The sequence below is a fragment of the Enterobacter sp. BNK-14 genome (assembly GCF_047456095.1).
Taxonomy (GTDB): domain Bacteria; phylum Pseudomonadota; class Gammaproteobacteria; order Enterobacterales; family Enterobacteriaceae; genus Enterobacter; species Enterobacter kobei.
Map to the genome: position 1 here is coordinate 1137806 of NZ_CP179897.1, position 24221 is coordinate 1162026.

Below are 24221 nucleotides of genomic sequence, written 5' to 3' on the forward strand. Positions count from 1 at the left end.
TCGAAGCAGCAGGCGTCACATCCGCGTTTTATTTGCGCAGCGCCCGGCAAATGAGGTGCGATAACAGTTCAAGCTGCCGGGCCAGTTCCAGGCTCAACCAGACATAGCCATGAATGGGCGTTTCCGCCACGTTATCACCCTGCCGCTCGCTAATAAGCGTTTTCAGCTCCGCCACAATGTCATTCAGACGCTCGCTGTTCGCCAGTATCGGCTGCGGGTTGCCTTCATAGAGCGCATGAGCGATGGTCAACAGGGTTTGCTGCGTCATCTGCTGTGTCTCTTTCAGCGTATGTGCGTTGAGCATCAGCAGATGGCTTGGGCGAGAAGCCCAGTGCGCGTTAATCTGCAGCTCAAGCATGCAGACCAGATTGCGGCTTACGGTCTGAATAGCCTCGAAAATCGCTTTCTGAATATGGGTCTCTTTGCTGGCGGGGGTAATCAGGCCGCGCATTTTGACCACGTCATTAAGGATGGTTTGCAGATGCTTTTCCAGCCGGGGGCGCTCAACCAGATTGGGGGAAAAACCGGCCTGGTAAACGCGGTTAAACGAGGTGACATAGCTGGCCATCTGGATACGCCAGTGCAAAAAAGCGCGCTGCGGCCAGATGCCGGTAAACAGCATGGCAAGCAGCGAGCCCAGGATGACATCCCCGCTTCGCCAGAGCGCCGTGGTCATATCCCCGGCCGGTGCGCCGACCACCACCGCAAGGGTGATACCAATCAGCAGCGCCTGATAGGGGCGTTTGCCCAACGCCAGCCAACCGCAGAGGAACATGGCCGCACCGCACCATGCCAGCATGACCGGAAATGAGATAAGCTCCAGCTTCAGGGCAATAAGCCCCAGCGCAGAGCCAAGAACGGTACCGCCGATCCGCTCGAAGGCGCGAGGAACAACGTTCCCCCAAAATGAGATAGGCCCCATCACCACCACCAGCGTGATCAGCGGCCACGTCCCCTCCGGAACATCCAGCAGTCGGACCAGTATAAAGGTCAATACGAACGCCAGCGCAATGCGGCACCCATGCACCACGCGGTAATGTTTGTATAGACGAATTTCAAACGGCGTTAATGATTTGTCGGGACGCACACCCGCTCTCCAGCTACACGGCAAATCACAATTGTACTGTGTTTTCAGCCGGGCGGATCACACCCGGCTGAAAAACCCTTCATTTAGCAGGCTTAAGCCGTTTTGTGCTCTACCGCGATAAACATTTCGATATCCCAGTAACCGTCCGCGTTGCCATCATTGAGATAGCGTTCGAAGCAGGGTTTGAGCGCCATCTGGTATTTATTGTCCTGCAACAGGGAATTGAAGAACTGATACCACGGTGTTGCAAAGTCGTAGTTTTCCACACGCGCCGTGGCCACGGCATAATCACCCGCCGCGATTTCCGTCATCATGACGCCTTCGCTGTTATCCGGGATAACAAAATCCTCCGGTACCGTAACGGCCGTATCACAGCGCAGTTTTTCCGCCGGGACCTCATCAGGATTATCGTAGTAGACCGCCACCCACTCCAGCGGCTCAATGTGACGTCCGTCCACCCACATGACCAGCTGTTCAAATCCCTGCTTAACCGTTTTTTCCCACGGCCCAACAAGATGAAAACCCGCAATCTTACGCTTCTGTTGCTGCTTGATGCTGTAGTCCATACTGCCTCCGCTTATTACTGTATATTTATACACCATAAAACAGGAACAATATTATCGGCAAACGAGGAGTGTTTATTATGTGAGCAGACTCGCAACCCTGCCAGTCTGCTCAGAAAGGTTAGATTTTTTGGTGCAGGTAATCACTGAGGCGAGAGAAAATCCCACCCTTATCAACACGTTCCAGCGTGACCAGCGGCCAGTGTGCCACCACTTTGTCGCGGTCATAGAGCTGGATCTCCCCAACCCGCTGATGTGCGGCAATCGGCGCTTCCAGCTCTTTTTTATCCAGAACGTATTTCGCCTTAATGTTCGCCACTTCCGCTTTCGGTAAAGCCAGCCAGAAGTCCTGATCCGTACCCAGATTTACCTGTTCTTTATCACCGTACCAGATACGTTCTGTCCCTACTTTTTTACCGCTGTGCAGAATCTGCACCGTATCGAAATTCTGCTGACCCCAGTGCAGCAGTTTCCGGGCCTGGTCTTCGCGCCCTTTCGGGCTGTCCGCCCCCATCACCACCGCGATTAAACGGCGCTGACCGTCAACGGCGGAAGCAATCAGGTTAAAGCCCGCGCCAGAAGTGTGCCCCGTTTTGAGGCCATCCACGTTCATGGTTTTATCCCACAGCAGGCCGTTACGGTTTTGCTGGGTGATCCCGTTCCAGGTGAGACTCTTTTCGCTGTACATATGGTAAAACTCAGGCTCACCGTGAATGATAGCCCGGGAGAGAACGGCCAGGTCATAGGCCGAGCTGTGTTGACCCGGCGCATCAAGCCCATGGACGGTTTCAAAGTGCGTATCGCGCAGGTTCAGCTTCTGCACATAGTCGTTCATCATCTTCACAAACTGCGGCTGCCCACCCGCTACGTGATCGGCCAGCGCCACGCAGGCGTCGTTGCCGGAATCCACAATCAGCCCGCGGCTTAAGTCCCGCACGGAGACGCGATCGCCCTCTTTCAGGAACATCAGGGATGATCCGTCAAAAACCGGGTTCCCTTTGGCCCATGCGTCACGGCCTACGGTGACAATGTCATCCGGCGTAATGCGATGGCTATCAATGGCCCGATCAACCACATAACCCGTCATCAGCTTAGTAAGGCTCGCCGGATTACGTTGTTGATGTTCGTTGCCCGCCGTTAAGATCTGACCAGTCGTGTAATCCATCAGCACCCAGGAGCCCGCCTGAATGGCCGGAGGCTGCGGGGAAAAATCCAGCGGTTCGGCCGCAAAAGCAGATGAGATACTCGAAGCGAGTAAAGAAACAGCAATAAACAGACGGCGTTTCAACGGTATATCCTCAGGTCATTAAAAATCGATGACCTTTTTACGGGAGTTCTGATGTCGTTACCTGGCTTAATTGCAAAAAAATGTGACAGAACGCAGGTTTCACGCTGAATCTGTCTCGCAAATTTGCACCACGGCGGCGCTTTTTATTCGGTCTGACCCGCACGATCGTTTACCATAGTGGCGTCATTTTTTAACAGGATGGTATTACTGGTGTCTGACTCTGCCGCACGCCCCACTTTTTTATTCCACGACTATGAAACCTTTGGCACGCACCCGGCGCTGGACCGACCGGCGCAGTTTGCCGCCATCCGTACCGACGACGAATTCAACATCATTGGCGAGCCTGAGGTCTTTTACTGCAAACCTGCTGATGATTACCTGCCGCAGCCAGGCGCGGTCATGGTCACCGGGATCACCCCTCAGGAAGCGCGGGAGAAAGGGGTGAACGAGGCGGAATTCGCCCGCCGCATCCACGATCTGTTTACCGTCCCCAATACCTGCGTGGTCGGTTACAACAACATCCGTTTCGATGACGAAGTGACCCGCAACGTTTTCTATCGCAACTTCTACGATCCGTACGCCTGGAGCTGGCAGAACCGCAACTCGCGCTGGGATCTGCTGGATATCATGCGCGCCTGTTATGCCCTGCGTCCTGAAGGCATCAACTGGCCGGAAAATGAGGAAGGTCTGACGAGCTTCCGCCTGGAACACCTGACGCGCGCTAATGGCATTGAGCACAGCAATGCCCACGACGCAATGGCGGACGTCTATGCCACTATTGCCATGGCGAAGCTGGTGAAAGCCGCGCAGCCCCGGCTGTTTGAGTATTTGCTGAGCCATCGCAGCAAGCAGAAGCTCATGACCCTTATCGACGTGCCGCAGATGAAACCCCTGGTGCATATCTCCGGTATGTTCGGTGCCTGGCGCGGCAATACAAGCTGGGTGGCACCGCTGGCGTGGCATCCGGACAACCGTAACGCCGTTATCATGGTGGATTTAGCGGGCGATATTTCGCCGCTGCTGGAACTTGACAGCGATACCCTGCGCGAACGGCTCTACACCCCGAAAAATGAGCTTGGTGACCTGCCCGCGGTGCCGGTCAAACTGGTGCATATCAATAAATGTCCGGTACTGGCGCAGGCGAATACGCTGCGCCCGGAGGATGCTGACAGGCTGGGCATTAACCGTCAGCACTGCCTGGATAACCTGAAAGTGCTGCGCGAAAATCCGCAGGTACGCGAGAAAGTGGTCGCGATCTTCGCCGAAGCGGAGCCGTTTGTGCCGTCGGAAAACGTCGATGCACAGCTCTACAACGGCTTCTTCAGCGATGCCGACCGTGCAGCGATGAATATTGTCCTGCAAACCGAGCCGCGCAACCTGCCGGCGCTGGACATCACTTTCGCCGATAAACGCATCGAAAAGCTGATGTTTAATTACCGCGCACGTAACTACCCCGGCACGCTGGATGAAACAGAGCAGGAGCGCTGGCTGCAGCATCGTCGTAACGTGTTTACGCCAGAGTATCTGCACCACTACGCCCAGGAGCTGGAGATGCTTTACGGTCAGTACGAAGGGAATGCAGAGAAACAGGCGCTGCTGAAAGCGCTGTTCCAGTACGCACAAGAGATAGTCTGAAAATCAGACATAAAAAAAGCGGAGACGATGGTCTCCGCTTTTTTTTGCCCGGTGGCGCTTCGCTTACACGGGCCTACAGGAGTGATGTTTTGTAGGCCGGGTAAGCGCTAGCGCCACCCGGCGAGTCATCACGCAACGTCTTCGTACTGAGGAACCGGGTTACGGAAGCTCTTCGTTACGCAGGCCAGGTAAACCAGGCCGATACCGCCCCAGATCAGCCCCAGAATCATAGAGCTCTCTTCAAGGTTGATCCACAGCGCACCCACCGTCAGCGCACCACACACTGGCAACACCAGATAGTTGAAGTGGTCTTTCAGCGTTTTGTTGCGCTTTTCACGGATCCAGAACTGCGAGATCACGGAGAGGTTAACGAAGGTGAACGCCACCAGCGCACCGAAGTTAATCAGCGCAGTTGCAGTCACCAGGTCGAATTTAATCGCCATCAGTGCAATCGCGCCAACCAACAGCACGTTCCACGCCGGAGTACGCCATTTTGGATGCACATAACCGAAGAAGCGAGTCGGGAACACGCCGTCACGGCCCATAACATACATCAGACGAGAAACGCCTGCGTGTGCTGCCATACCGGATGCCAGTACGGTCACGCTGGAGAAAATCAGCACGCCCCACTGGAACGTTTTACCCGCAACATAAAGCATGATTTCAGGCTGCGACGCATCCGGATCTTTAAAGCGAGAGATATCCGGGAAGTACAGCTGCAGGAAGTAGGAGGCACCGATGAAGATCAGGCCGCCAATCAGCGCCGTCAGGAAAATCGCTTTCGGGATCACGCGCTCAGCATCTTTGGTCTCTTCTGACAGAGAAGAGATACCGTCAAAGCCCAGGAACGAGAAGCACAGAATCGTCGCACCGGTAATCATCGGCACAACATGTGCGCCTTCAGACCAGAATGGACGCGTGCTGGTCAGCGTGCCCGCACCTTCACCGTGAGAAACACCGTAGATGATCAGGCCGACGATAACTGCCACGATGCCCATCTGCAGAATAACAATCAGGGTGTTGAAGTTTGCCACGGTCTTGATGCTGCGCAGGTTAGAAATGGTCATAAAGGCCACCAGCGCGACAACAAAGATCCACGACGGCACGGAAGGCACCAGCGCTTCAAAGTAAATTTTTGCCAGCAGAATGTTGATCATCGGCATGAACAGGTAGTCCAGCAGAGATGACCAGCCCACCATAAAGCCAACTGCCGGGCTAATGGATTTTTGAGCATAGGTGTACGCAGAGCCTGCTGACGGGAAACGGCGGACCAGTTTTCCGTAGCTCAGCGCGGTAAAGAGGATCGCGACAAGTGCGAAGGCGTACGCCGTCGCAACGTGACCGTTGGTGAGGCCCGATACGATACCGAATGTATCGAACAGCGTCATCGGTTGCATATAGGCAAGGCCCATCATAACAACCGGAATCAACGTAAGCGTTTTACGTAATTCCACGCGAGAGGTGTTTGGAGTTGCGTTATGCGACATAGTTATTCTCCTTTACGGTGATAACCGCCACGTAAGCGAAAAATTGCCCCATTTCTTTCTTCCTCAGCGACAACAACTGTCGGATTTTAGTAAATATCTATCCGGTACGAAGCCCGGCCTCTTGGTTTTTAGTTTCGTTTCGTACATGCAAAAAAAAATAACCGACGCCTTTTATATCGTCGATTATTCATTTGGTTGCAGCGGCGGCATTTTGCCCCACATCGGATACAAAAGGCAATACTTTGCAACGCACCGGGCCGTTTTCTTTCTGCTAACTGGCTGATTTCTGGACGCCGGGCTGAGAGTAAATTGCCGCGATAGCACTATTTGCTAAAATTTCATCCCGCCACCAGGCGCTCGCAAGCCCGGCGGTTTGTTCATTCCAGCCCATCCATACCGATTCGTTACTGCTTTGAGCAAGTACCTGTTTTTCAACAAGCGCACCGCTATCAATAAACCGCTGCGCCAGATAGCGCGGTAAGTAGCCGCAGCCGAGTCCACTAATTTGCAGTTCCAGCTTAGTTTTAAAGTCAAAAACCGTGATGGCTTCCTGCTCATCAAGCAGTTGCGAGGAAACCGAACATTCCGGGCGAGCGTTATCCCCCACCACGATGGCGCGATAGCCTTTAATCACGCGGCGGTTAAGGGGCTCTGGCTCCTGAGCCAGCGGATGATGAGGCGCCACGGCGAACACCTGCTCCAGCACGCCAAGTCGGGCAAAGCCAAATTCACTCAGCTGGGGGGGCTCATGCAATGCCCCGACAAAAATATCTGCCCTGCCCTGCGTTAAGGCATCCCAGGAGCCGCCAAGCACACCGTTGATGAAGATAAGCCGGGTGACGCTGTGATGTTGATAAAACGCTTCGATCAGCGGGGTCAAAAGAGAGAACGGGAAGGTATCATCCACGCCAATGACCAGCTCGTTCTCCCATCCCTGGTGGAGCTTGACGGCCTGTTTTTCCAGTTCACGAACGGTGTGCAGGACTTCGCGGCCTTTTTCCAGCAGCATCTGTCCGGTACGGGTAAAACGCGCGCGATGTCCGGTGCGATCGAGGATTTGGATATTAAGATCGCTTTCCAGTTTTTGAACGGTGTAACTCAATGCCGAAGGGGTTTTATAGAGCTTTGCTGAAGCAGCCGCAAAGCTCCCCTCTTTTTCCAGTGCATCCAGAATAATAAGAACATCCAGCAGCGGTTTCATGCTCGCCCCCTTCCGGTGTGCGATCGTTTCCGCTGCGGGACTTATTCCATGGGCATCACCAGCGGATCGGGATATTGATACTCAAACCCCAGCTCATGACAAATGCGATTGCCATCAACAATTTTGCCTTTGCTTTCGTCCTTTGCCTCAGCAAAAACCGGCGGAGCCAGGCCAAGCTGACGCGCCATTAGCGGGTAAAACGTGCTGCGCGAAGGATGAGAAGGTGCACATATATTATAGATGTGTCCACCTTTTGGAGCTTTTAAGAGTAGCTCAATCGCGGCAATAACATCCTCAAGATGAACAAGATTGACGACATGTTGCCCGTCCGGCGCCGATTTCCCGGCAAAAAAGCGTCCCGGATGCCGCCCGGGGCCGACCAGCCCCGCCAGACGGACGATATCCACCTGCGTGCCGGGCAAATTATGCAGCCAGTCTTCCAGCTCTTTAAGGACCTTGCCACTCGCGGTCACCGGACGGCGCTCAGTTCCTTCTTTCATTACGCCCGGAGCATCGCCATAGACCGACGTCGAACTGGTAAAAATGATACGCGGAACATGGTGCGCAAGGGCACTGTCGACAATCTCCTGCATCGCCTGCAGATAGAATGATTCACCCGGGCCGCTGCGCCGCGCGGGTAGCGTAATCACCAGCGCATCGACGTTCATCAGCGTGTCCAGATCGTCCGCATCACACACCAGCTCCGGTTCCAGACGCAGTTCAACGCCATCAATACCGCACATGCGTGCCGCTTCGACCCCATCCCTCGTCGTTTTGCTCCCGGTCACCTGCCAGCCTTTCGCGGCTAATGACATCGCCAGCGGCATTCCCAGCCAGCCCAAACCGACAATCGCGACCTTTTTCATGCGAATTCTCCTGACTCTCACTCGTCTTTCATAAGGCTACGCCAGCCTGGCAGAACACACAATTCATAGCATCAATATGAAATGAATTAATGATCAAAAAAAGCCCTTGCAATCTGTCACACAACTGGTTTAGGTTAAAAGACATCAAATGAATAAGCATTCATCGAGAATTTATATGACACGCGTTCAATTTAAACACCACCATCATCACCATCATCCTGACTAGTCTTTCAGGCGATGTGTGCTGGAAGACGTTTGGATCTTCCAGTGGTGCATGAACGCATGATAAAGCCCCCGGAAGATCTTCTTCCGGGGGCTTTTTTTGGACCAAATTCAGACAGGTTAAAACAGGTTAACGAGGAATAAAGAATGTTAGATAACTCACGCTTACGCATAGCTATTCAAAAATCAGGTCGTTTGAGTGATGATTCACGCGAACTGCTGGCCCGCTGCGGGATTAAAATCAACCTGCACACCCAGCGCCTGATTGCTCTGGCTGAAAACATGCCGATCGACATTCTGCGCGTGCGTGATGACGATATTCCAGGCCTGGTCATGGATGGCGTCGTTGATCTCGGCATTATTGGTGAAAACGTGCTGGAAGAAGAATTGCTGACCCGCCGTGCACAGGGCGAAGACCCGCGTTACTTCACCCTGCGTCGTCTGGACTTTGGCGGCTGCCGCCTGTCGCTGGCAACGCCGGTTGATGAACCCTGGGACGGTCCGGCCGCGCTGAATGGCAAACGTATCGCCACCTCCTACCCTCACCTGTTAAAGCGTTATCTGGATCAGAAAGGCGTGCAGTTTAAATCCTGCCTGCTGAACGGCTCGGTTGAAGTGGCACCGCGTGCGGGTCTGGCGGACGCTATCTGTGACCTCGTCTCTACCGGCGCGACGCTGGAAGCGAACGGCCTGCGCGAGGTCGAAGTGATTTACCGCTCCAAAGCGTGTCTGATCCAGCGTGATGGCGATATGGCCGATGCCAAGCAGCAGCTCATCGACAAACTGCTGACCCGTATTCAGGGCGTGATTCAGGCACGTGAATCAAAATACATCATGATGCATGCGCCGACCGAGCGTCTGGATGAAGTGATTGCCCTGCTGCCGGGCGCAGAACGTCCAACCATTCTGCCGCTGGCGGGCGATCAGCAGCGCGTGGCAATGCACATGGTCAGTAGCGAAACCCTCTTCTGGGAAACCATGGAAAAACTGAAGGCACTGGGCGCAAGCTCCATTCTGGTGCTGCCAATTGAGAAGATGATGGAGTAACGGCCATGCGTTTTAACACAATCATCGACTGGAATACCTGTAGCGACGCACAGCAGCGCGAGCTGCTGATGCGCCCGGCGATTTCCGCCTCCGAAAGCATCTCCCGCACCGTGGCGGAGATCCTTGATAGCGTCAAAACGCGTGGCGATGACGCGCTGCGTGAATACAGTGCAAAGTTTGATAAAACCGAAGTGGGCGCGCTACAGGTCACCGGGCAGGAAATCGCAGAGGCGGAAAGCCGCCTCGGTGACGACATCAAACAGGCGATGGCCGTCGCGGTGAAAAACATTGAGACCTTCCACGTCGCGCAGAAACTGCCGACCGTGGATGTAGAAACCCTGCCCGGCGTGCGTTGCCAGCAGGTGACGCGCCCGGTAGCGTCAGTCGGGCTTTATATCCCTGGCGGTTCAGCGCCGCTGTTTTCAACCGTATTAATGCTCGCAACCCCGGCGCGTATCGCCGGATGCCAGAAAGTGGTGCTGTGCTCTCCGCCACCGATTGCCGATGAGATCCTTTATGCGGCAAAGCTGTGCGGCGTACAGGCAGTCTATAAAGTGGGCGGTGCTCAGGCCATTTCGGCCCTGGCGTTCGGGACTGAGTCCATTCCGAAGGTCGACAAAATCTTTGGACCGGGCAACGCGTATGTAACCGAAGCCAAGCGCCAGGTCAGCCAGCGTCTGGACGGTGCGGCAATTGATATGCCAGCCGGCCCTTCTGAGGTACTGGTGATTGCCGACAGCGGCGCAACGCCGGATTTCGTGGCGTCCGACCTGCTTTCACAGGCTGAACACGGCCCGGACTCCCAGGTCATTTTGCTGACACCGGACGCCGATATGGCTAAACGTGTGGGTGAGGCCGTTGAGCGTCAGCTTGCCGACCTGCCCCGTGCCGACACGGCACGCCAGGCGTTATCCGCCAGCCGCCTGATTGTGGCGCGTGACCTGGAGCAGTGCATTGCTATTTCCAACCAGTACGGCCCGGAGCATCTGATTATTCAGACCCGCAACGCCCGCGATCTGGTCGACAGCATTACCAGCGCTGGCTCGGTGTTCCTCGGCGACTGGTCACCGGAATCCGCGGGCGACTACGCTTCTGGTACCAACCACGTTCTGCCGACGTATGGCTATACCTCAACCTGTTCCAGCCTGGGCCTGGCAGATTTCCAGAAACGGATGACCGTGCAGGAACTTTCCCGAGAAGGGTTTGCCTCGCTGGCTTCAACTATTGAGACGCTGGCCGCCGCCGAACGTCTGACTGCCCACAAAAATGCCGTTACGCTGCGCGTTGCAGCGCTGAAGGAGCAAGCATGAACATTGAAGAATTAGCCCGCGAAAATGTCCGTCGCCTGACGCCTTATCAGTCCGCGCGCCGCCTGGGTGGCAAAGGCGATGTCTGGCTTAACGCCAACGAATTCCCGACGGCGGTGCAGTTTGAGCTGTCGCAGCAAACGTTGAACCGTTATCCGGAGTGTCAGCCGAAAGCGGTAATCGAAAACTACGCCCAGTACGCAGGCGTGAAACCGGAGCAGGTGCTGGTCAGCCGTGGGGCAGACGAAGGCATTGAACTGCTGATCCGCGCGTTCTGCGAGCCGGGAAAAGACGCAGTAATGTACTGCCAGCCGACCTACGGCATGTACAGCGTCAGCGCCGAAACTTTCGGCGTGGCGTGCCGCAACGTGCAGGCGCTGGAGAACTGGCAACTGGATCTGCAGGGGATTGCCGACAATCTTGACGGCGTAAAAGTCGTGTTTGTCTGCAGCCCGAACAATCCAACCGGGCAGATTATCACGCCACAGGACATCCGTACCCTGCTGGAAATGACGCGCGGTAAAGCGCTGGTGGTGGCGGACGAAGCCTATATTGAGTTCTGCCCACAGGCGACGCTGACAGGCTGGCTTGAGGAGTATCCGCATCTTGTTGTGTTGCGCACACTGTCGAAGGCTTTCGCCCTCGCGGGCTTGCGCTGCGGATTCACCCTGGCGAATAAAGCGGTCATCGACCTGCTTTTGAAAGTCATCGCCCCGTATCCACTCTCTACGCCGGTTGCGGATATTGCGGCCCAGGCGTTGACGCCTCAGGGCATTAATGCGATGCGCGAACGCGTGGCGCAGATCCTGGAAGAACGCCAGTACCTGGTCACCGCCCTGAAGGATATTGCGTGCGTGGAGCAGGTGTTTGACTCGGAAACCAATTACATCCTGGTGCGTTTTACCGCCTCGAGTGCCGTATTTAAATCTTTGTGGGATCAGGGCATTATCTTACGAGACCAGAATAAACAACCTTCCCTGAGCGGCTGCCTGCGCATTACCGTAGGCACCCGTGCAGAGAGCCAGCGCGTGATTGACGCCCTGAAAGCGGAGAAAGTATGACCCAGAAGATCCTTTTCATCGATCGTGACGGCACCCTTATTTCGGAGCCACCAGCCGATTTTCAGGTCGATCGTTTCGACAAACTGGCTTTTGAACCGGACGTGATACCGGTGCTGCTTACGCTGCAAAAAGCCGGTTATAAGCTGGTGATGATCACCAACCAGGACGGTCTGGGTACCGACAGCTTCCCGCAGGCAGACTTTGACGGCCCCCATAATTTAATGATGCAGGTGTTGACCTCTCAGGGCGTAGTGTTCGATGAGGTACTGATTTGCCCGCACATGCCAGCCGATGAGTGCGACTGCCGTAAGCCAAAAGTGAAGCTGGTTGAGCGCTATCTGGCTGAGGATATGCTGGATAAAACCAACAGCTATGTCATCGGGGATCGCATCACTGATATTACGCTGGCGGAAAATATGGGCATTGCGGGGCTTCGCTACGACCGCAACAATCTTGGCTGGGCAAAGATTGGCGAACAGCTGACAAAACGTGACCGCTACTCGCACGTTGAACGCAACACCAAAGAGACACAGATTGATGTGAAGGTCTGGCTGGACCGTGAAGGCGGCAGCAAGATCCACACCGGTGTCGGTTTCTTTGACCATATGCTGGACCAGATTGCCACGCACGGCGGTTTCCGCATGGAAATCTCGGTGAAGGGTGACCTTTACATTGACGATCACCACACCGTAGAAGATACCGGTCTGGCGCTGGGTGAAGCCCTGAAGCTGGCGCTCGGCGACAAACGCGGCATCAACCGTTTTGGTTTTGTTCTGCCGATGGACGAATGTCTGGCGCGCTGCGCGATGGACATCTCCGGTCGTCCGCACCTGGAATACAAAGCCGACTTCACCTATCAGCGCGTGGGCGATCTCAGCACCGAAATGGTGGAGCATTTCTTCCGTTCCTTGTCCTACACCATGGGCCTGACGTTGCATCTGAAAACGAAAGGCAAAAACGATCACCACCGCGTGGAAAGTCTGTTTAAAGCCTTTGGCCGTACGCTGCGTCAGGCGATCCGCGTGGAAGGTGACGCCCTTCCCTCGTCGAAAGGAGTGCTGTGATGAACGTGGTGATTCTGGATACCGGATGCGCCAACCTGAACTCCGTCAAATCGGCCATTGCGCGCCACGGCTACGAGCCGGTGGTGAGCCGTGATCCGGACGTGGTATTGCGCGCCGACAAGCTTTTCCTGCCCGGCGTAGGCACCGCCCAGGCGGCGATGGATCAGATCCACGAGCGCGAGCTGGTCGATTTGATCAAAGCCTGTACCCAACCGGTACTGGGGATTTGCTTAGGCATGCAGCTTCTGGGTCGCCGCAGCGAAGAGAGCAACGGCGTTGACCTGCTGGGTATTATTGACGAAGACGTACCGAAAATGACCGACCACGGCCTGCCGCTACCGCATATGGGGTGGAACCGCGTTTACGCGAAAGCAGGTGACCGTCTGTTTCGCGGCATCGAAGACGGTGCGTATTTTTACTTCGTGCACAGCTACGCCATGCCGGTGAACGCCCATACCATCGCCCAGTGCAACTACGGCGAGGCATTTACTGCCGCGGTGCAGAAAGACAATTTCTTCGGCGTGCAGTTTCACCCGGAACGTTCGGGCGCCGCGGGCGCGCAGTTGCTGAAAAACTTCCTGGAGATGTGATGATCATTCCCGCTTTAGATTTAATTGACGGCACGGTTGTCCGTCTGCATCAGGGCGATTACGGCCAGCAGCGTGACTACGGGAACGACCCGCTGCCGCGTCTGCAGGATTATGCGGCTCAGGGCGCGCAGGTATTGCATCTGGTGGATTTGACGGGCGCGAAAGATCCGGCGAAACGCCAGATCCCGCTGCTGAAAAACCTGGTTGCTGGCGTTAATGTGCCCGTACAGGTCGGCGGCGGCGTGCGTACGGAAGAGGACGTTGCGGCACTGCTGGATGCAGGCGTGGCGCGCGTGGTGGTAGGCTCAACCGCGGTCAACGATCCTGAGACCGTGAAAGGCTGGTTCCGCCGCTTCGGCGCCGATGCGCTGGTGCTGGCGCTGGACGTTCGCATTGACGAACAAGGTAATAAGCAGGTGGCGATCAGCGGCTGGCAGGAAAACTCCGGGGTAACGCTGGAAGAACTGGTCGAGATGTATCTGCCCGTTGGCCTGAAGCACGTGCTGTGCACCGATATCTCTCGCGACGGTACGCTGGCAGGCTCTAATGTCTCGCTGTATGAAGAGGTTTGTGCACGTTATCCGCAGGTGGCGTTCCAGTCTTCAGGCGGCATCGGCGATATAGACGACGTGGCTGCGCTGCGCGGTACCGGTGTAAAGGGTGTGATTGTAGGCCGTGCCCTGCTGGAAGGTAAATTTACTGTAACGGAGGCGATTCAATGCTGGCAAAACGGATAATCCCTTGTCTTGACGTACGCGACGGTCAGGTTGTGAAAGGCGTGCAGTTCCGCAACCACGAGATTATTGGCGACATCGTTCCGCTGGCAAAACGTTATGCCGATGAAGGCGCAGACGAACTAGTCTTTTACGATATCACCGCCTCAAGCGATGGTCGCGTGGTCGACAAAAGCTGGGTCGCGCGCGTGGCGGAAGTGATTGATATTCCGTTCTGTGTCGCGGGCGGGATTAAGTCCGCTGACGACGCGGCCAAAATTCTCTCTTTTGGTGCCGACAAGATTTCCATCAACTCCCCTGCCCTGGCCGACCCGGAGTTGATTACTCGTCTGGCCGATCGCTTTGGCGTGCAGTGCATTGTGGTTGGGATCGACACCTGGTATGACGCTGCAACCGGTAAATATCACGTCAACCAGTATACCGGTGATGAGAGCCGGACGCGTGTCACCCAATGGGAAACGCTGGACTGGGTGCAGGAAGTGCAGAAGCGCGGCGCGGGTGAGATTGTGCTGAACATGATGAACCAGGACGGCGTGCGTAACGGGTATGACCTCGAGCAGCTGAAAAAAGTCCGCGCGGTCTGCCACGTGCCGCTGATTGCCTCCGGCGGTGCGGGCACCATGGAGCACTTCCTGGAAGCTTTCCGTGATGCGAACGTAGACGGTGCGCTGGCGGCGTCCGTGTTCCACAAACAGATTATTAATATTGGTGAGTTAAAGACGTACCTGGCCGACCAGGGCGTGGAGATCAGGGTATGTTAACAGAGCAACAACAGGCGCAGCTGGACTGGGAAAAAACTGACGGATTACTGCCGGTGGTTGTACAGCATGCCGTCTCAGGCGAAGTGCTGATGCTGGGGTATATGAACCAGGACGCGCTGGCGAAAACGATCGACAGCGGTAAGGTGACGTTTTTCTCACGCACGAAACAGCGTCTGTGGACCAAAGGTGAAACCTCTGGTCATTTCCTGAATGTGGTCAGCATGGCGCCAGACTGCGATAACGACACCCTGCTGGTGCTGGCCAATCCGATCGGGCCGACCTGCCACAAGGGCACCAGCAGCTGCTTCGGTGAGGCGAGCCACCAGTGGCTGTTCCTGTATCAACTGGAACAGCTGTTGGCAGAGCGTAAAACGGCGGATCCTGAAAGCTCTTACACTGCGAAGTTGTACGCCAGCGGAACTAAGCGTATTGCGCAAAAGGTAGGGGAAGAAGGCGTTGAGACTGCGCTGGCTGCGACGGTGCATGACCGCGAGGAGCTGACCAATGAGGCATCGGATTTGATGTATCACCTGCTGGTACTGCTGCAGGATCAGGAGCTGGATTTGACGGCGGTGATCGAGAATCTTCGTAAGCGCCACAAATAAAAAAACCGGGGAATTTCCCCGGTTTTTTTATATCCGATGTGGTTCAGGATTTGGGTTTGTAGTTACGCAGTGCATTGCGGCCCAGTACCACACCAGAACCAATAATCCCGCCCAGCAGAACCGCCAGAATTAAGGTGATCGCCTTTTTCGGGCTATCACGTCGGACAGGTAGATCCGGCTTCATGACGTAACGATAGACGTGAATCGTGTCTGGATTCACATTCAACTTCTCGATATCCAGTAAGTTTTGTTTCGTCTGATAGTAAGCAGGAGAGAACACTAACGGGCGAGACGCTTCGTTATCAATCATCGATTTCAGCGCTTCACTACCCAGCAGGAACATAGTTTCCTGGGTCACATCCTGAGTTTGCTGGATCTGTGGGGTCGCGATTTTTGCAGCTTCCGCATTTTTAAGCGCCTCAGTGATCTGTTTGATTCGCAGATCTTTCTGCTCCTGAGCAACCTTTTCCTGGTTTTCCAGAGAGTCATTTAGCGTGGTAATTTGCTGCTTGATATTATCTTTGAGGTCGAGAGAAAGTTCTTTCGCTGTTTGCTGATCAACCTGCTGTATGTATTGCGCCAGCTGTTTTTGAGCCGCTTCTGCAGACTCCCCCTGATAGGAGACGCTTAACGGCAGCGGTTGCCCCTTAACGGTGGTGTCGATAGTCAGCTTTTCTGGAATGTCCTGGTTTTCGAGAGCCTGAGCTAAAGCAGAAAACGAGGAATTGAAACGATTAATAGCACGGTTCTGGATATCCAGCATTGAAGGTGCAGCGCTACCGTAAAGGATATTCAGTGCATTGGCGTAAGTGGCGATCTGCGCCGCATCTGGCTGAGCAATAATGGCGGAGGAGGTCCATTTCTCTTTCGCGACTGTAATGTATACGCCCGCTAATACGATAAAAACCGCAATAAATGCCCCAATTACCCACTTTCCGCGCCAAAGTTGCAGCACTAAATCAAGTAAATCAATTTGCTCCGGGTCAGTACTGCGCGTGACCAGGCTATTGTTGTTTTGCGTCATACAATCCCTAACAGATGAAAAAGGGCAAAAAAAATTATGTTTACGTAGTTTATCTGTTGCTGAGGATTTTTCTATAGGAATTCGATGAGTTATATCGGAAAGATGGGTTATGTATCGGGTGTGCTACGCGCTATCATAGACAAATTCGGATGCCCTATGCATCACAAGAACGAAGCGTTAACGAGGAAAGATATGAAATTTTTGGTAACGGGCGCAGCAGGTTTTATCGGTTCACATGTCAGCAAGCGACTGCTGGACGCAGGCCATCAGGTTGTCGGTATTGATAATCTGAATGACTACTATGACGTCAATCTTAAGCTGGCACGTCTGGACTTGCTCAAATCTGACAATTTCTCTTTCCATAAACTTGATTTAGCCGAACGTGAAGGGATGTCTGCGCTCTTCGCCGATGAGAAGTTTGACCGTGTGATCCATCTGGCCGCGCAGGCTGGGGTTCGCTACTCGCTGGATAATCCACATGCTTATGCAGAAGCCAACCTGGTGGGTCATCTCAACGTGCTGGAAGGCTGTCGCCATAATAAGGTTCAACACCTGCTTTACGCCTCATCCAGCTCCGTTTATGGGCTCAACCGTAAGATGCCTTTCTCTACGGACGATTCAGTGGATCACCCTGTTTCGCTGTATGCGGCAACTAAAAAGGCCAATGAGCTGATGTCGCATACCTATTCTCATTTGTACAACCTGCCAACGACCGGCCTGCGCTTCTTTACCGTGTACGGCCCGTGGGGGCGACCGGACATGGCCTTGTTCAAATTTACCAAAGCAATCATCGAAGATAAGCCGATTGATGTTTACAACTACGGTAAGATGAAACGAGACTTCACCTACATCGACGACATCGCCGAAGCTATTATTCGTCTGCAGGATGTCATTCCTCAGGCCGATGCAGACTGGACCGTCGAGACCGGTTCCCCGGCGACCAGCTCCGCGCCTTATCGCGTTTACAACATTGGTAATAGCTCTCCGGTCGAGCTTATGGATTACATCACGGCGCTGGAAGAAGCTCTCGGCAAAGAAGCAGAGAAAAACATGATGCCGATTCAACCGGGTGACGTGCTGGAGACCAGCGCGGATACGAAAGCGTTGTATGACGTTATTGGCTTTAAACCGCAGACGTCGGTCAAAGACGGAGTGAAGAACTTTGTCGACTGGTATCGCGCTTTCTACAAGGTCTGAAAATAAAAAACCCGGCTACATGGCCGGGTTTTTTACGTGCGTTAAGAGTAATCAATCGCTCCCGAACAGATCGCGGGTATAGACTTTATCCGCCACGTCCGCCAGCTCTTCCGCCATGCGGTTAGAGATGATCACGTCCGCTTCCTGCTTGAACGCATCCAGATCGCGAATCACGCGGGAGTGGAAGAACTCATCTTCCTGCATCGCGGGTTCATAAATAATAACCTGCACCCCTTTAGCCTTAATGCGCTTCATGATGCCCTGAATGGAAGAGGCACGGAAGTTATCTGAACCGCTCTTCATGATCAGACGATACACACCCACAACTTTAGGCTGACGCGCAAGGATGGAGTCAGAGATGAAATCTTTACGCGTGCGGTTGGCATCTACAATGGCTGAAATCAGGTTATTCGGTACAGCCTGATAGTTGGCCAGCAACTGTTTGGTATCTTTTGGCAGGCAGTAGCCGCCGTAACCGAATGACGGGTTGTTATAGTGGTTGCCGATTCGAGGGTCGAGGCACACGCCTTCTATGATCTGACGGGTATTCAGGCCCAAACTCTCTGCGTAGCTGTCCAGCTCGTTGAAGTACGCTACACGCATCGCCAGATAAGTATTGGCGAACAGCTTGATGGCTTCGGCTTCCGTGGAGTCGGTAAACAGAACCGGAATGTCTTTCTTGATTGCGCCTTCCTGGAGCAGCGCGGCAAAACGCTCCGCCCGCTCAGAGCGCTCACCGATCACGATACGCGAGGGGTGCAGGTTATCGTATAGCGCCCTGCCCTCGCGCAGAAACTCTGGCGAGAAGAAGACATTATCAATACCCAACTCTTCTTTAATCGATTTGGTGAAGCCTACCGGAATGGTCGATTTGATGATCATTACCGCTTTTGGATTAATTGCGATAACGTCTTTGATCACGGCTTCAACAGTAGAGGTGTTGAAGTAGTTGGTTTTGGGATCGTAATCTGTTGGTGTCGCGATGATGACGAAATCCGCACCACGATAGGCATCTTCTTTGTCCGTCGTCGCACGAAAATTCAGAGGTTTGTTGGCAAGATAGTCCTGGATCTCTTTATCGACAATCGGAGACTGCTTCTGATTGAGCATATCTACTTTGGACTGAACGATATCCAGCGCCACCACTTCATGGTTTTGTGCAATCAGGATGCCGTTTGAAAGCCCAACATAGCCCGTTCCGGAGATAGTTATTTTCATTCGTTCAACTTCTTCAAGTTTTGAGTTTCAGGAGGCATAAACACCCCACCGCAATAAACAACTGTTGAGGTTTTTACCTCTTATGTTGAGCGGCTGTCAAGGCGAATGCCTGGCTACAGAAATGAGAAAATGCAGTGGTTTATATGGTGTTAAACGATGCTCGTTGAGCAAAGCAAGTCCACATGGGCGTAAGCGCGATAAAAAAAGCCCGATGAGGTTCATCAGGCTTTGTTATCAGACGGAGTTAAATCAGATTAATCCAGCCATTCGGTATGGAACACACCTTCTTTATCGGTGCGCTTATAAGTGTGCGCGCCGAAGTAGTCACGCTGTGCCTGAATCAGGTTCGCTGGCAGTACGGCAGCACGGTAGCTGTCATAGTACGCCACGGCAGCGGAGAACGTCGGAACCGGAATACCGTTTTGAACAGCGTAAGCAACCACATCACGCAGTGCCTGCTGGTATTCGTCGGCAATCTTCTTGAAATAAGGTGCCAGCAGCAGGTTCGCGATACCGGCATTTTCAGCATAAGCATCGGTGATTTTCTGCAGGAACTGCGCACGAATGATGCAGCCCGCACGGAAGATCTTCGCGATTTCGCCGTAGTTCAGATCCCAGTTGTTCTCGTCAGACGCTGCACGTAGCTGTGAGAAGCCCTGCGCGTAGGAAACGATTTTACCCAGGTACAGAGCGCGACGAACTTTCTCAACGAATTCCGCTTTGTCACCCGCTGGCTTAGCCTGCGGACCAGAGAGCACTTTAGATGCCGCAACGCGCTGCTCTTTCAGAGAGGAAATGTAACGTGCAAACACAGATTCGGTGATCAGGGACAGAGGTTCGCCCAGATCCAGAGAGCTCTGGCTGGTCCATTTACCGGTACCCTTGTTCGCTGCTTCATCCAGAATCACATCAACCAGGTATTTACCCTCTTCATCTTTTTTAGTGAAGATATCTTTGGTGATGTCGATCAGGTAGCTGTTCAGCTCACCTTTGTTCCACTCGGTGAAGGTTTCAGCCAGCTCTTCGTTAGAAAGGTTCAGACCGCCTTTGAGCAGGGAGTAGGCTTCTGCAATCAGCTGCATATCACCGTATTCGATGCCGTTGTGAACCATCTTAACGTAGTGGCCCGCACCGTCCGGACCGATATAGGTCACGCACGGTTCGCCATCTTCGGCAACCGCTGCGATTTTGGTCAGGATAGGTGCAACCAGTTCGTAGGCTTCTTTCTGACCGCCAGGCATGATTGATGGGCCTTTCAGGGCGCCCTCTTCGCCACCGGAGACACCGGTACCGATGAAGTTAAAGCCTTCAGCAGACAGTTCACGGTTACGACGGATGGTGTCGTGGAAGAAGGTGTTGCCGCCATCAATGATGATGTCGCCTTTATCCAGATACGGTTTCAGGGAATCGATAGCAGCATCGGTACCCGCGCCCGCTTTCACCATTAACAGGATACGACGAGGCGTTTCCAGAGACTCAACGAACTCTTTAACCGTATAGAAAGGAACCAGTTTCTTGCCTGGGTTTTCGGCAATCACTTCTTCAGTTTTTTCACGGGAGCGGTTGAAAACGGAGACGGTATAACCACGGCTTTCGATGTTGAGCGCCAGGTTGCGCCCCATCACTGCCATACCGACAACGCCGATCTGTTGCTTGGACATTACATACTCCTGTCTTAGGGATAATCACTGCGATGCGATGCAGTTTGAATGTATCTATGATGTTAACTCATGCATGTGAGTTTTAGATAGCCTTTGGTGCGCTTACCACTGCGAGATAAGCAAACTGGCTATCAATTAGTCAAAATACACGGCGTCGGCGAAGGGCTTACCCTCTCGATCCTTGGATGAGAGCACAGGTAACTCACCCTCGGTAAGAGGCCATGTGATCCCGATAGAATCATCGTTCCACAATAAAGAATGCTCGGACTGCGGGTTGTAATAATCAGTGCATTTATAGACAAACTCTGCACTTTCAGACAAAACGTAGAAGCCGTGAGCAAAGCCTTCAGGGATCCAGAGTTGTCGTTTGTTTTCGGCGGAAAGAATAACGCCGACCCACTGTCCGAAAGTGGCTGATGATTTTCTCATGTCGACCGCAACATCAAATACTTCTCCACTGACGACACGGACTAATTTACCCTGCGGATTTTGAGTCTGGTAATGTAAGCCTCTCAAAATGTTCTTTGCAGATTTCGAGTGATTGTCCTGCACGAAGCTGCGATTACAAACCAGCTCACAAAACTTTTTCTGTTGCCATGTTTCCATGAAGAAACCGCGTTCATCGCCAAAAACAACTGGCTCAATGATTTTGACATCAGAAATTTCAGTATCAATAACTTTCATTATTCACTCTTTATTTACCTAATACTTCAACAACCACGCGCTCAACCCCTTTTTTCCAGTCAGGAAGCTTCACGCCAAAAACACGCTCAAATTTTTCGTTAGAAAGGCGTGAATTCAATGGCCGGGTAGCCGGGGTTGGATATTCGCTGGTCGGTATGCCGATAACATCATTCACAGCAAGTGATTCACCATGAGCCTTAGCGACATTGAATACAAAACTGGCATAATCAAACCATGTCGTTTCCCCGCTCGCAACCAGATGGTAGCTACCGGCGACATTTTTATTACGTTGCTCTTCACGAATGGCCAGAGCAGTACAATCGGCAAGCAGTTCAGCACTTGTCGGAGCACCGTGCTGGTCGTTGATAACAGAAAGGGTTTCTTTTTCACGCGCTAGGCGCAGCATCGTTTTCGCAAAATTATTCCCGCGCGTGGCGTAGACCCAACTGGTGCGGAAGATAAGATGACGAGGATTAAGACGGGCAATCGCTAATTCTCCCGCTAATTTGGTCTCACCATAAACATTCAGCGGTGAGGGGTTCTCATCCTCTAAGCGATAATGTTCACCCTCTCCGTCGAACACGTAGTCAGTAGAATAATGGATAAGAAGCGCACCGATCTTCGCTGATTCCTCAGCCAGCACTGCGACGCCTTTATGATTCAGTAATTCTGACAACTCGCGTTCTTGCTCCGCTCTGTCAACGGCAGTATGTGCTGACGCATTAACAATAACGTCAGGTTTTACGGTTCGAACCGTCTGTGCGATGCCCGGTAAATTCGTCAGGTCACCACACAAATCCTTATCAAAATAATCGACTGCGATGACGTCGCCAAGGATAGAAAGAGAACGTTGTAATTCCCATCCGACCTGACCATTTTTTCCAACAAGTAATATTTTGAGTGCCATAACCGATTATTGTCCAATCAACATTTTCAAATACTGACCATAGGCGGTTTTCTGAAGCAGTTCGGCCTGGATAGCTAATTGGTCAGCACTTAACCATTTATTCCGGTAGGCAATTTCTTCAAGACACGCCACTTTCATACCCTGCCGTTTTTCGATGGTGTGGATAAACTGAGAAGCTTCAATTAAGCTGTCATGCGTGCCTGTATCAAGCCAGGCAAAGCCACGGCCAAGAAGTTCAACATCAAGCTTACCGAGATCAAGATACATCTGATTCAATGTGGTAATTTCAAGTTCGCCGCGCGCAGAAGGTTTGATTTCTTTAACCATATCCACAACATTGTTATCGTAGAAATAAAGCCCCGTCACTGCCCAGTTAGATTTTGGCTTCAGCGGTTTTTCTTCAATAGATAACGCTTTGAAATGTTCATCAAACTCGACGACACCAAAACGCTCGGGATCCTGAACCTGATAACCAAACACAGTCGCGCCTGTAGTTTTCTTAGCCGCTGCATTTAACTTCATTCCAAAACTTTGGCCAAAGAAAATATTATCACCAAGAACCAAAGCACAAGGATCGTTACCAATAAACTTCTCACCGATAGTGAAAGCCTGAGCCAAACCATCAGGTGAAGGTTGGACTGCATAAGTGAAATTTACGCCAAACTGAGAGCCATCTTTCATTAAGCGTTGAAAAGCAGGCATATCCTCAGGCGTCGTAATAATCAGGATATCCCGAATACCGGCAAGCATAAGCACCGATACTGGATAGAAAATCATAGGTTTGTCATATATTGGAAGCAACTGCTTTGACACACCTTGGGTAATGGGGTACAAACGCGTGCCTGAACCTCCAGCTAAAACAATGCCTTTCATAACTCTGTACCTCGATTATTTATTCAGTCCAAGACGTTCGCCAGCATAAGAGCCATCAAGAACGCGCTGCCACCAACCCTGGTTGTTTAAATACCAGTGAATCGTTTTTTCAATCCCGCTTTCAAACGTTTCGAGAGGTTCCCAGTGAAGAGCATTCTTCATTTTGGTAGCATCAATGGCATAGCGAAGATCGTGTCCAGGGCGGTCAGCCACAAAAGTAATAAGGTCGGCGAAACTGGAAATTTCTTTGGGTTTTTTATCGATAATTTTATCAAGTATTGCACAAATGGTTTTTACAACATCAATATTTTTTCGTTCGTTATGGCCACCTATACAATAGGTTTCACCATTCTCGCCCTCTGTCGCTACTTTATACAGTGCCCGGGCATGATCCTCGACATATAGCCAGTCACGAATTTGCTCACCATTCCCATAAACGGGAAGCGGTTTTCCTGCCAGTGCGTTAAGGATGATGAGAGGAATTAATTTCTCCGGGAAGTGGTACGGACCATAGTTATTCGAACAGTTAGTGATCACCGTTGGTAAACCATAGGTACGGTTCCAGGCGCGAACTAAATGATCGCTTCCCGCTTTGGATGCAGAGTAAGGGCTACTTGGCGCATAAGGTGTCTCTTCAGTAAAGAGGTCATCTGCATCGTGCAGGTCACCAAATACCTCATCGGTAGAAATATGATGGAAACGAAAAGCCTTTTTACGCTCATCATCAAGTGATGCATAATATTGGCGTGACGCCTCAAGCAGAATAAATGTGCCGATTACATTGGTCTGTATGAAAGCTGCGGGTCCATCTATCGAGCGGTCAACATGACTTTCGGCCGCTAAATGCATTACGATATCGGGCTGAAAGGTATTGAAGACATCTGCCACACCTTTTGCATCGGTAATATCAGTTAGAGAAAATGAATAGCGTGGATTGTCCTGAACCGGAGCCAGGGACTCTATGTTTCCGGCATACGTTAAACAATCAACAACACAAACCACATCCTGAGTATTGTTTATTATATGACGGACCACGGCTGAACCAATAAAACCCGCACCACCAGTGACAAGAATTTTCATAATTTTCACTTTCAATTAGTTAATTTTAAGATTATGCAATCATCATATTGCTATAAAAT

The 24221-nt window shown here is 52.6% G+C and carries 25 protein-coding genes and 1 other annotated feature; of the genes, 11 read left to right on the forward strand and 14 right to left on the reverse strand.

Annotated elements, in window-relative coordinates:
- Window positions 1–28: 28 nt before the first annotated feature.
- The 3 genes from ACMGGM_RS05590 to dacD all read right to left on the reverse strand — a co-directional run bounded on the left by ACMGGM_RS05590 (window position 29) and on the right by dacD (window position 2938).
- The gene (locus ACMGGM_RS05590) at window positions 29–1087 is read right to left on the reverse strand and encodes an FUSC family protein (RefSeq protein WP_045134942.1); all 1059 of its coding nucleotides are present in this window, start codon (window positions 1085–1087) and stop codon (window positions 29–31) included.
- Window positions 1088–1179: 92 nt separating this feature from the next.
- Window positions 1180–1653, reverse strand: coding sequence for a DNA gyrase inhibitor SbmC (gene sbmC, locus ACMGGM_RS05595; RefSeq protein WP_014884460.1), 474 nt, complete (start codon window positions 1651–1653; stop codon window positions 1180–1182).
- A gap of 118 nt (window positions 1654–1771) precedes the next feature.
- Complete coding sequence (gene dacD / locus ACMGGM_RS05600) at window positions 1772–2938, reverse strand: serine-type D-Ala-D-Ala carboxypeptidase DacD (RefSeq protein WP_014884461.1); 1167 nt, start codon at window positions 2936–2938, stop codon at window positions 1772–1774.
- A gap of 198 nt (window positions 2939–3136) precedes the next feature.
- Between dacD and sbcB the strand changes: the two genes are divergently transcribed.
- The gene (gene sbcB / locus ACMGGM_RS05605) at window positions 3137–4573 is read left to right on the forward strand and encodes an exodeoxyribonuclease I (RefSeq protein WP_372585058.1); all 1437 of its coding nucleotides are present in this window, start codon (window positions 3137–3139) and stop codon (window positions 4571–4573) included.
- Between the two features lie 128 nt (window positions 4574–4701).
- Here sbcB and ACMGGM_RS05610 read toward each other — a convergent pair whose 3' ends face one another.
- From ACMGGM_RS05610 to ACMGGM_RS05625, 4 genes are all read right to left on the reverse strand, one after another.
- Window positions 4702–6060, reverse strand: coding sequence for an APC family permease (locus ACMGGM_RS05610; RefSeq protein ID WP_014884463.1), 1359 nt, complete (start codon window positions 6058–6060; stop codon window positions 4702–4704).
- Entirely contained in the window at window positions 6050–6112 is a 63-nt protein-coding gene (yoeI, locus tag ACMGGM_RS05615; RefSeq protein ID WP_099458931.1) for a membrane protein YoeI, read from the reverse strand. Before yoeI ends, ACMGGM_RS05610 begins: the two co-directional genes overlap by 11 nt.
- Before the next feature lie 219 nt (window positions 6113–6331).
- Window positions 6332–7261 (reverse strand): LysR substrate-binding domain-containing protein, encoded by a 930-nt coding sequence (locus tag ACMGGM_RS05620; RefSeq protein WP_045134941.1) that lies wholly within the window; start codon window positions 7259–7261, stop codon window positions 6332–6334.
- A 41-nt stretch (window positions 7262–7302) separates the two neighbouring features.
- A complete protein-coding gene (locus ACMGGM_RS05625) occupies window positions 7303–8127 on the reverse strand; it encodes an SDR family oxidoreductase (protein ID WP_045134940.1) in 825 nt (274 codons plus the stop codon).
- Between the two features lie 175 nt (window positions 8128–8302).
- Between ACMGGM_RS05625 and hisL the strand changes: the two genes are divergently transcribed.
- The 9 genes from hisL (at window position 8303) to hisIE (ending at window position 15518) form a co-directional block, all read left to right on the forward strand.
- Window positions 8303–8353, forward strand: a complete 51-nt coding sequence (hisL, locus tag ACMGGM_RS05630) for a his operon leader peptide (RefSeq protein ID WP_001364200.1) — start codon at window positions 8303–8305, stop codon at window positions 8351–8353.
- Window positions 8329–8452: a sequence feature (His leader region), on the forward strand. It overlaps the preceding gene by 25 nt.
- A gap of 44 nt (window positions 8453–8496) precedes the next feature.
- The gene (hisG, locus tag ACMGGM_RS05635; protein WP_023330857.1) at window positions 8497–9396 is read left to right on the forward strand and encodes an ATP phosphoribosyltransferase; all 900 of its coding nucleotides are present in this window, start codon (window positions 8497–8499) and stop codon (window positions 9394–9396) included.
- Window positions 9397–9401: 5 nt separating this feature from the next.
- Window positions 9402–10706, forward strand: a complete 1305-nt coding sequence (hisD, locus tag ACMGGM_RS05640; protein ID WP_045134939.1) for a histidinol dehydrogenase — start codon at window positions 9402–9404, stop codon at window positions 10704–10706.
- On the forward strand, window positions 10703–11764 hold the full coding sequence (gene hisC / locus ACMGGM_RS05645; protein WP_014884468.1) for a histidinol-phosphate transaminase: 1062 nt from the start codon (window positions 10703–10705) through the stop codon (window positions 11762–11764). Before hisD ends, hisC begins: the two co-directional genes overlap by 4 nt.
- Window positions 11761–12828 carry a bifunctional histidinol-phosphatase/imidazoleglycerol-phosphate dehydratase HisB gene (gene hisB / locus ACMGGM_RS05650; protein WP_023330860.1) on the forward strand — a complete coding sequence of 356 codons (1068 nt, stop codon included), beginning with the start codon at window positions 11761–11763 and terminating at the stop codon, window positions 12826–12828. Before hisC ends, hisB begins: the two co-directional genes overlap by 4 nt.
- On the forward strand, window positions 12828–13418 hold the full coding sequence (gene hisH / locus ACMGGM_RS05655; protein ID WP_014884470.1) for an imidazole glycerol phosphate synthase subunit HisH: 591 nt from the start codon (window positions 12828–12830) through the stop codon (window positions 13416–13418). The genes hisB and hisH overlap by 1 nt, the downstream gene beginning before the upstream one ends.
- Window positions 13418–14155 carry a 1-(5-phosphoribosyl)-5-[(5-phosphoribosylamino)methylideneamino]imidazole-4-carboxamide isomerase gene (gene hisA / locus ACMGGM_RS05660; protein WP_023330861.1) on the forward strand — a complete coding sequence of 246 codons (738 nt, stop codon included), beginning with the start codon at window positions 13418–13420 and terminating at the stop codon, window positions 14153–14155. Before hisH ends, hisA begins: the two co-directional genes overlap by 1 nt.
- Complete coding sequence (gene hisF, locus ACMGGM_RS05665) at window positions 14137–14913, forward strand: imidazole glycerol phosphate synthase subunit HisF (RefSeq protein ID WP_023330862.1); 777 nt, start codon at window positions 14137–14139, stop codon at window positions 14911–14913. Before hisA ends, hisF begins: the two co-directional genes overlap by 19 nt.
- On the forward strand, window positions 14907–15518 hold the full coding sequence (hisIE, locus tag ACMGGM_RS05670; protein ID WP_014884472.1) for a bifunctional phosphoribosyl-AMP cyclohydrolase/phosphoribosyl-ATP diphosphatase HisIE: 612 nt from the start codon (window positions 14907–14909) through the stop codon (window positions 15516–15518). The genes hisF and hisIE overlap by 7 nt, the downstream gene beginning before the upstream one ends.
- Before the next feature lie 43 nt (window positions 15519–15561).
- On the opposite strand, the gene wzzB is transcribed toward hisIE, so the two are convergent.
- Window positions 15562–16542 (reverse strand): LPS O-antigen chain length determinant protein WzzB, encoded by a 981-nt coding sequence (wzzB, locus tag ACMGGM_RS05675; protein WP_023337515.1) that lies wholly within the window; start codon window positions 16540–16542, stop codon window positions 15562–15564.
- A gap of 192 nt (window positions 16543–16734) precedes the next feature.
- Here wzzB and ACMGGM_RS05680 point away from each other — a divergent pair, with 192 nt between their 5' ends.
- Window positions 16735–17739, forward strand: a complete 1005-nt coding sequence (locus tag ACMGGM_RS05680) for an NAD-dependent epimerase (RefSeq protein ID WP_045281012.1) — start codon at window positions 16735–16737, stop codon at window positions 17737–17739.
- A 51-nt stretch (window positions 17740–17790) separates the two neighbouring features.
- On the opposite strand, the gene ugd is transcribed toward ACMGGM_RS05680, so the two are convergent.
- From ugd to rfbB, 6 genes are all read right to left on the reverse strand, one after another.
- On the reverse strand, window positions 17791–18957 hold the full coding sequence (ugd, locus tag ACMGGM_RS05685) for a UDP-glucose 6-dehydrogenase (protein WP_045134937.1): 1167 nt from the start codon (window positions 18955–18957) through the stop codon (window positions 17791–17793).
- A gap of 254 nt (window positions 18958–19211) precedes the next feature.
- Window positions 19212–20618 carry an NADP-dependent phosphogluconate dehydrogenase gene (gene gndA / locus ACMGGM_RS05690; RefSeq protein WP_014884476.1) on the reverse strand — a complete coding sequence of 469 codons (1407 nt, stop codon included), beginning with the start codon at window positions 20616–20618 and terminating at the stop codon, window positions 19212–19214.
- A gap of 135 nt (window positions 20619–20753) precedes the next feature.
- Window positions 20754–21302, reverse strand: coding sequence for a dTDP-4-dehydrorhamnose 3,5-epimerase (gene rfbC, locus ACMGGM_RS05695; RefSeq protein ID WP_023330866.1), 549 nt, complete (start codon window positions 21300–21302; stop codon window positions 20754–20756).
- 10 nt (window positions 21303–21312) lie between these two features.
- Window positions 21313–22209 (reverse strand): dTDP-4-dehydrorhamnose reductase, encoded by an 897-nt coding sequence (gene rfbD / locus ACMGGM_RS05700; RefSeq protein ID WP_045134936.1) that lies wholly within the window; start codon window positions 22207–22209, stop codon window positions 21313–21315.
- Between the two features lie 6 nt (window positions 22210–22215).
- Window positions 22216–23082: a glucose-1-phosphate thymidylyltransferase RfbA gene (gene rfbA, locus ACMGGM_RS05705; protein WP_014884479.1), complete on the reverse strand. Its 867-nt coding sequence runs from the start codon at window positions 23080–23082 to the stop codon at window positions 22216–22218.
- A 15-nt stretch (window positions 23083–23097) separates the two neighbouring features.
- Window positions 23098–24162 (reverse strand): dTDP-glucose 4,6-dehydratase, encoded by a 1065-nt coding sequence (gene rfbB / locus ACMGGM_RS05710; protein ID WP_014884480.1) that lies wholly within the window; start codon window positions 24160–24162, stop codon window positions 23098–23100.
- Window positions 24163–24221: the final 59 nt, after the last annotated feature.

Coding starts and splice junctions, on each gene's coding strand:
- sbcB (WP_372585058.1), top strand. CDS start 3,137: ATGGTATTACTGGTGTCTGACTCTGCCGCACGCCCCACTTTTTTATTC.
- rfbA (WP_014884479.1), bottom strand. CDS start 23,082: ATGAAAGGCATTGTTTTAGCTGGAGGTTCAGGCACGCGTTTGTACCCC.
- ACMGGM_RS05625 (WP_045134940.1), bottom strand. CDS start 8,127: ATGAAAAAGGTCGCGATTGTCGGTTTGGGCTGGCTGGGAATGCCGCTG.
- gndA (WP_014884476.1), bottom strand. CDS start 20,618: ATGTCCAAGCAACAGATCGGCGTTGTCGGTATGGCAGTGATGGGGCGC.
- hisG (WP_023330857.1), top strand. CDS start 8,497: ATGTTAGATAACTCACGCTTACGCATAGCTATTCAAAAATCAGGTCGT.
- ugd (WP_045134937.1), bottom strand. CDS start 18,957: ATGAAAATAACTATCTCCGGAACGGGCTATGTTGGGCTTTCAAACGGC.
- hisF (WP_023330862.1), top strand. CDS start 14,137: ATGCTGGCAAAACGGATAATCCCTTGTCTTGACGTACGCGACGGTCAG.
- hisC (WP_014884468.1), top strand. CDS start 10,703: ATGAACATTGAAGAATTAGCCCGCGAAAATGTCCGTCGCCTGACGCCT.
- ACMGGM_RS05610 (WP_014884463.1), bottom strand. CDS start 6,060: ATGTCGCATAACGCAACTCCAAACACCTCTCGCGTGGAATTACGTAAA.
- rfbC (WP_023330866.1), bottom strand. CDS start 21,302: ATGAAAGTTATTGATACTGAAATTTCTGATGTCAAAATCATTGAGCCA.
- hisA (WP_023330861.1), top strand. CDS start 13,418: ATGATCATTCCCGCTTTAGATTTAATTGACGGCACGGTTGTCCGTCTG.
- hisH (WP_014884470.1), top strand. CDS start 12,828: ATGAACGTGGTGATTCTGGATACCGGATGCGCCAACCTGAACTCCGTC.
- hisD (WP_045134939.1), top strand. CDS start 9,402: ATGCGTTTTAACACAATCATCGACTGGAATACCTGTAGCGACGCACAG.
- sbmC (WP_014884460.1), bottom strand. CDS start 1,653: ATGGACTACAGCATCAAGCAGCAACAGAAGCGTAAGATTGCGGGTTTT.
- ACMGGM_RS05620 (WP_045134941.1), bottom strand. CDS start 7,261: ATGAAACCGCTGCTGGATGTTCTTATTATTCTGGATGCACTGGAAAAA.
- hisB (WP_023330860.1), top strand. CDS start 11,761: ATGACCCAGAAGATCCTTTTCATCGATCGTGACGGCACCCTTATTTCG.
- rfbD (WP_045134936.1), bottom strand. CDS start 22,209: ATGGCACTCAAAATATTACTTGTTGGAAAAAATGGTCAGGTCGGATGG.
- rfbB (WP_014884480.1), bottom strand. CDS start 24,162: ATGAAAATTCTTGTCACTGGTGGTGCGGGTTTTATTGGTTCAGCCGTG.
- ACMGGM_RS05680 (WP_045281012.1), top strand. CDS start 16,735: ATGAAATTTTTGGTAACGGGCGCAGCAGGTTTTATCGGTTCACATGTC.
- hisIE (WP_014884472.1), top strand. CDS start 14,907: ATGTTAACAGAGCAACAACAGGCGCAGCTGGACTGGGAAAAAACTGAC.
- wzzB (WP_023337515.1), bottom strand. CDS start 16,542: ATGACGCAAAACAACAATAGCCTGGTCACGCGCAGTACTGACCCGGAG.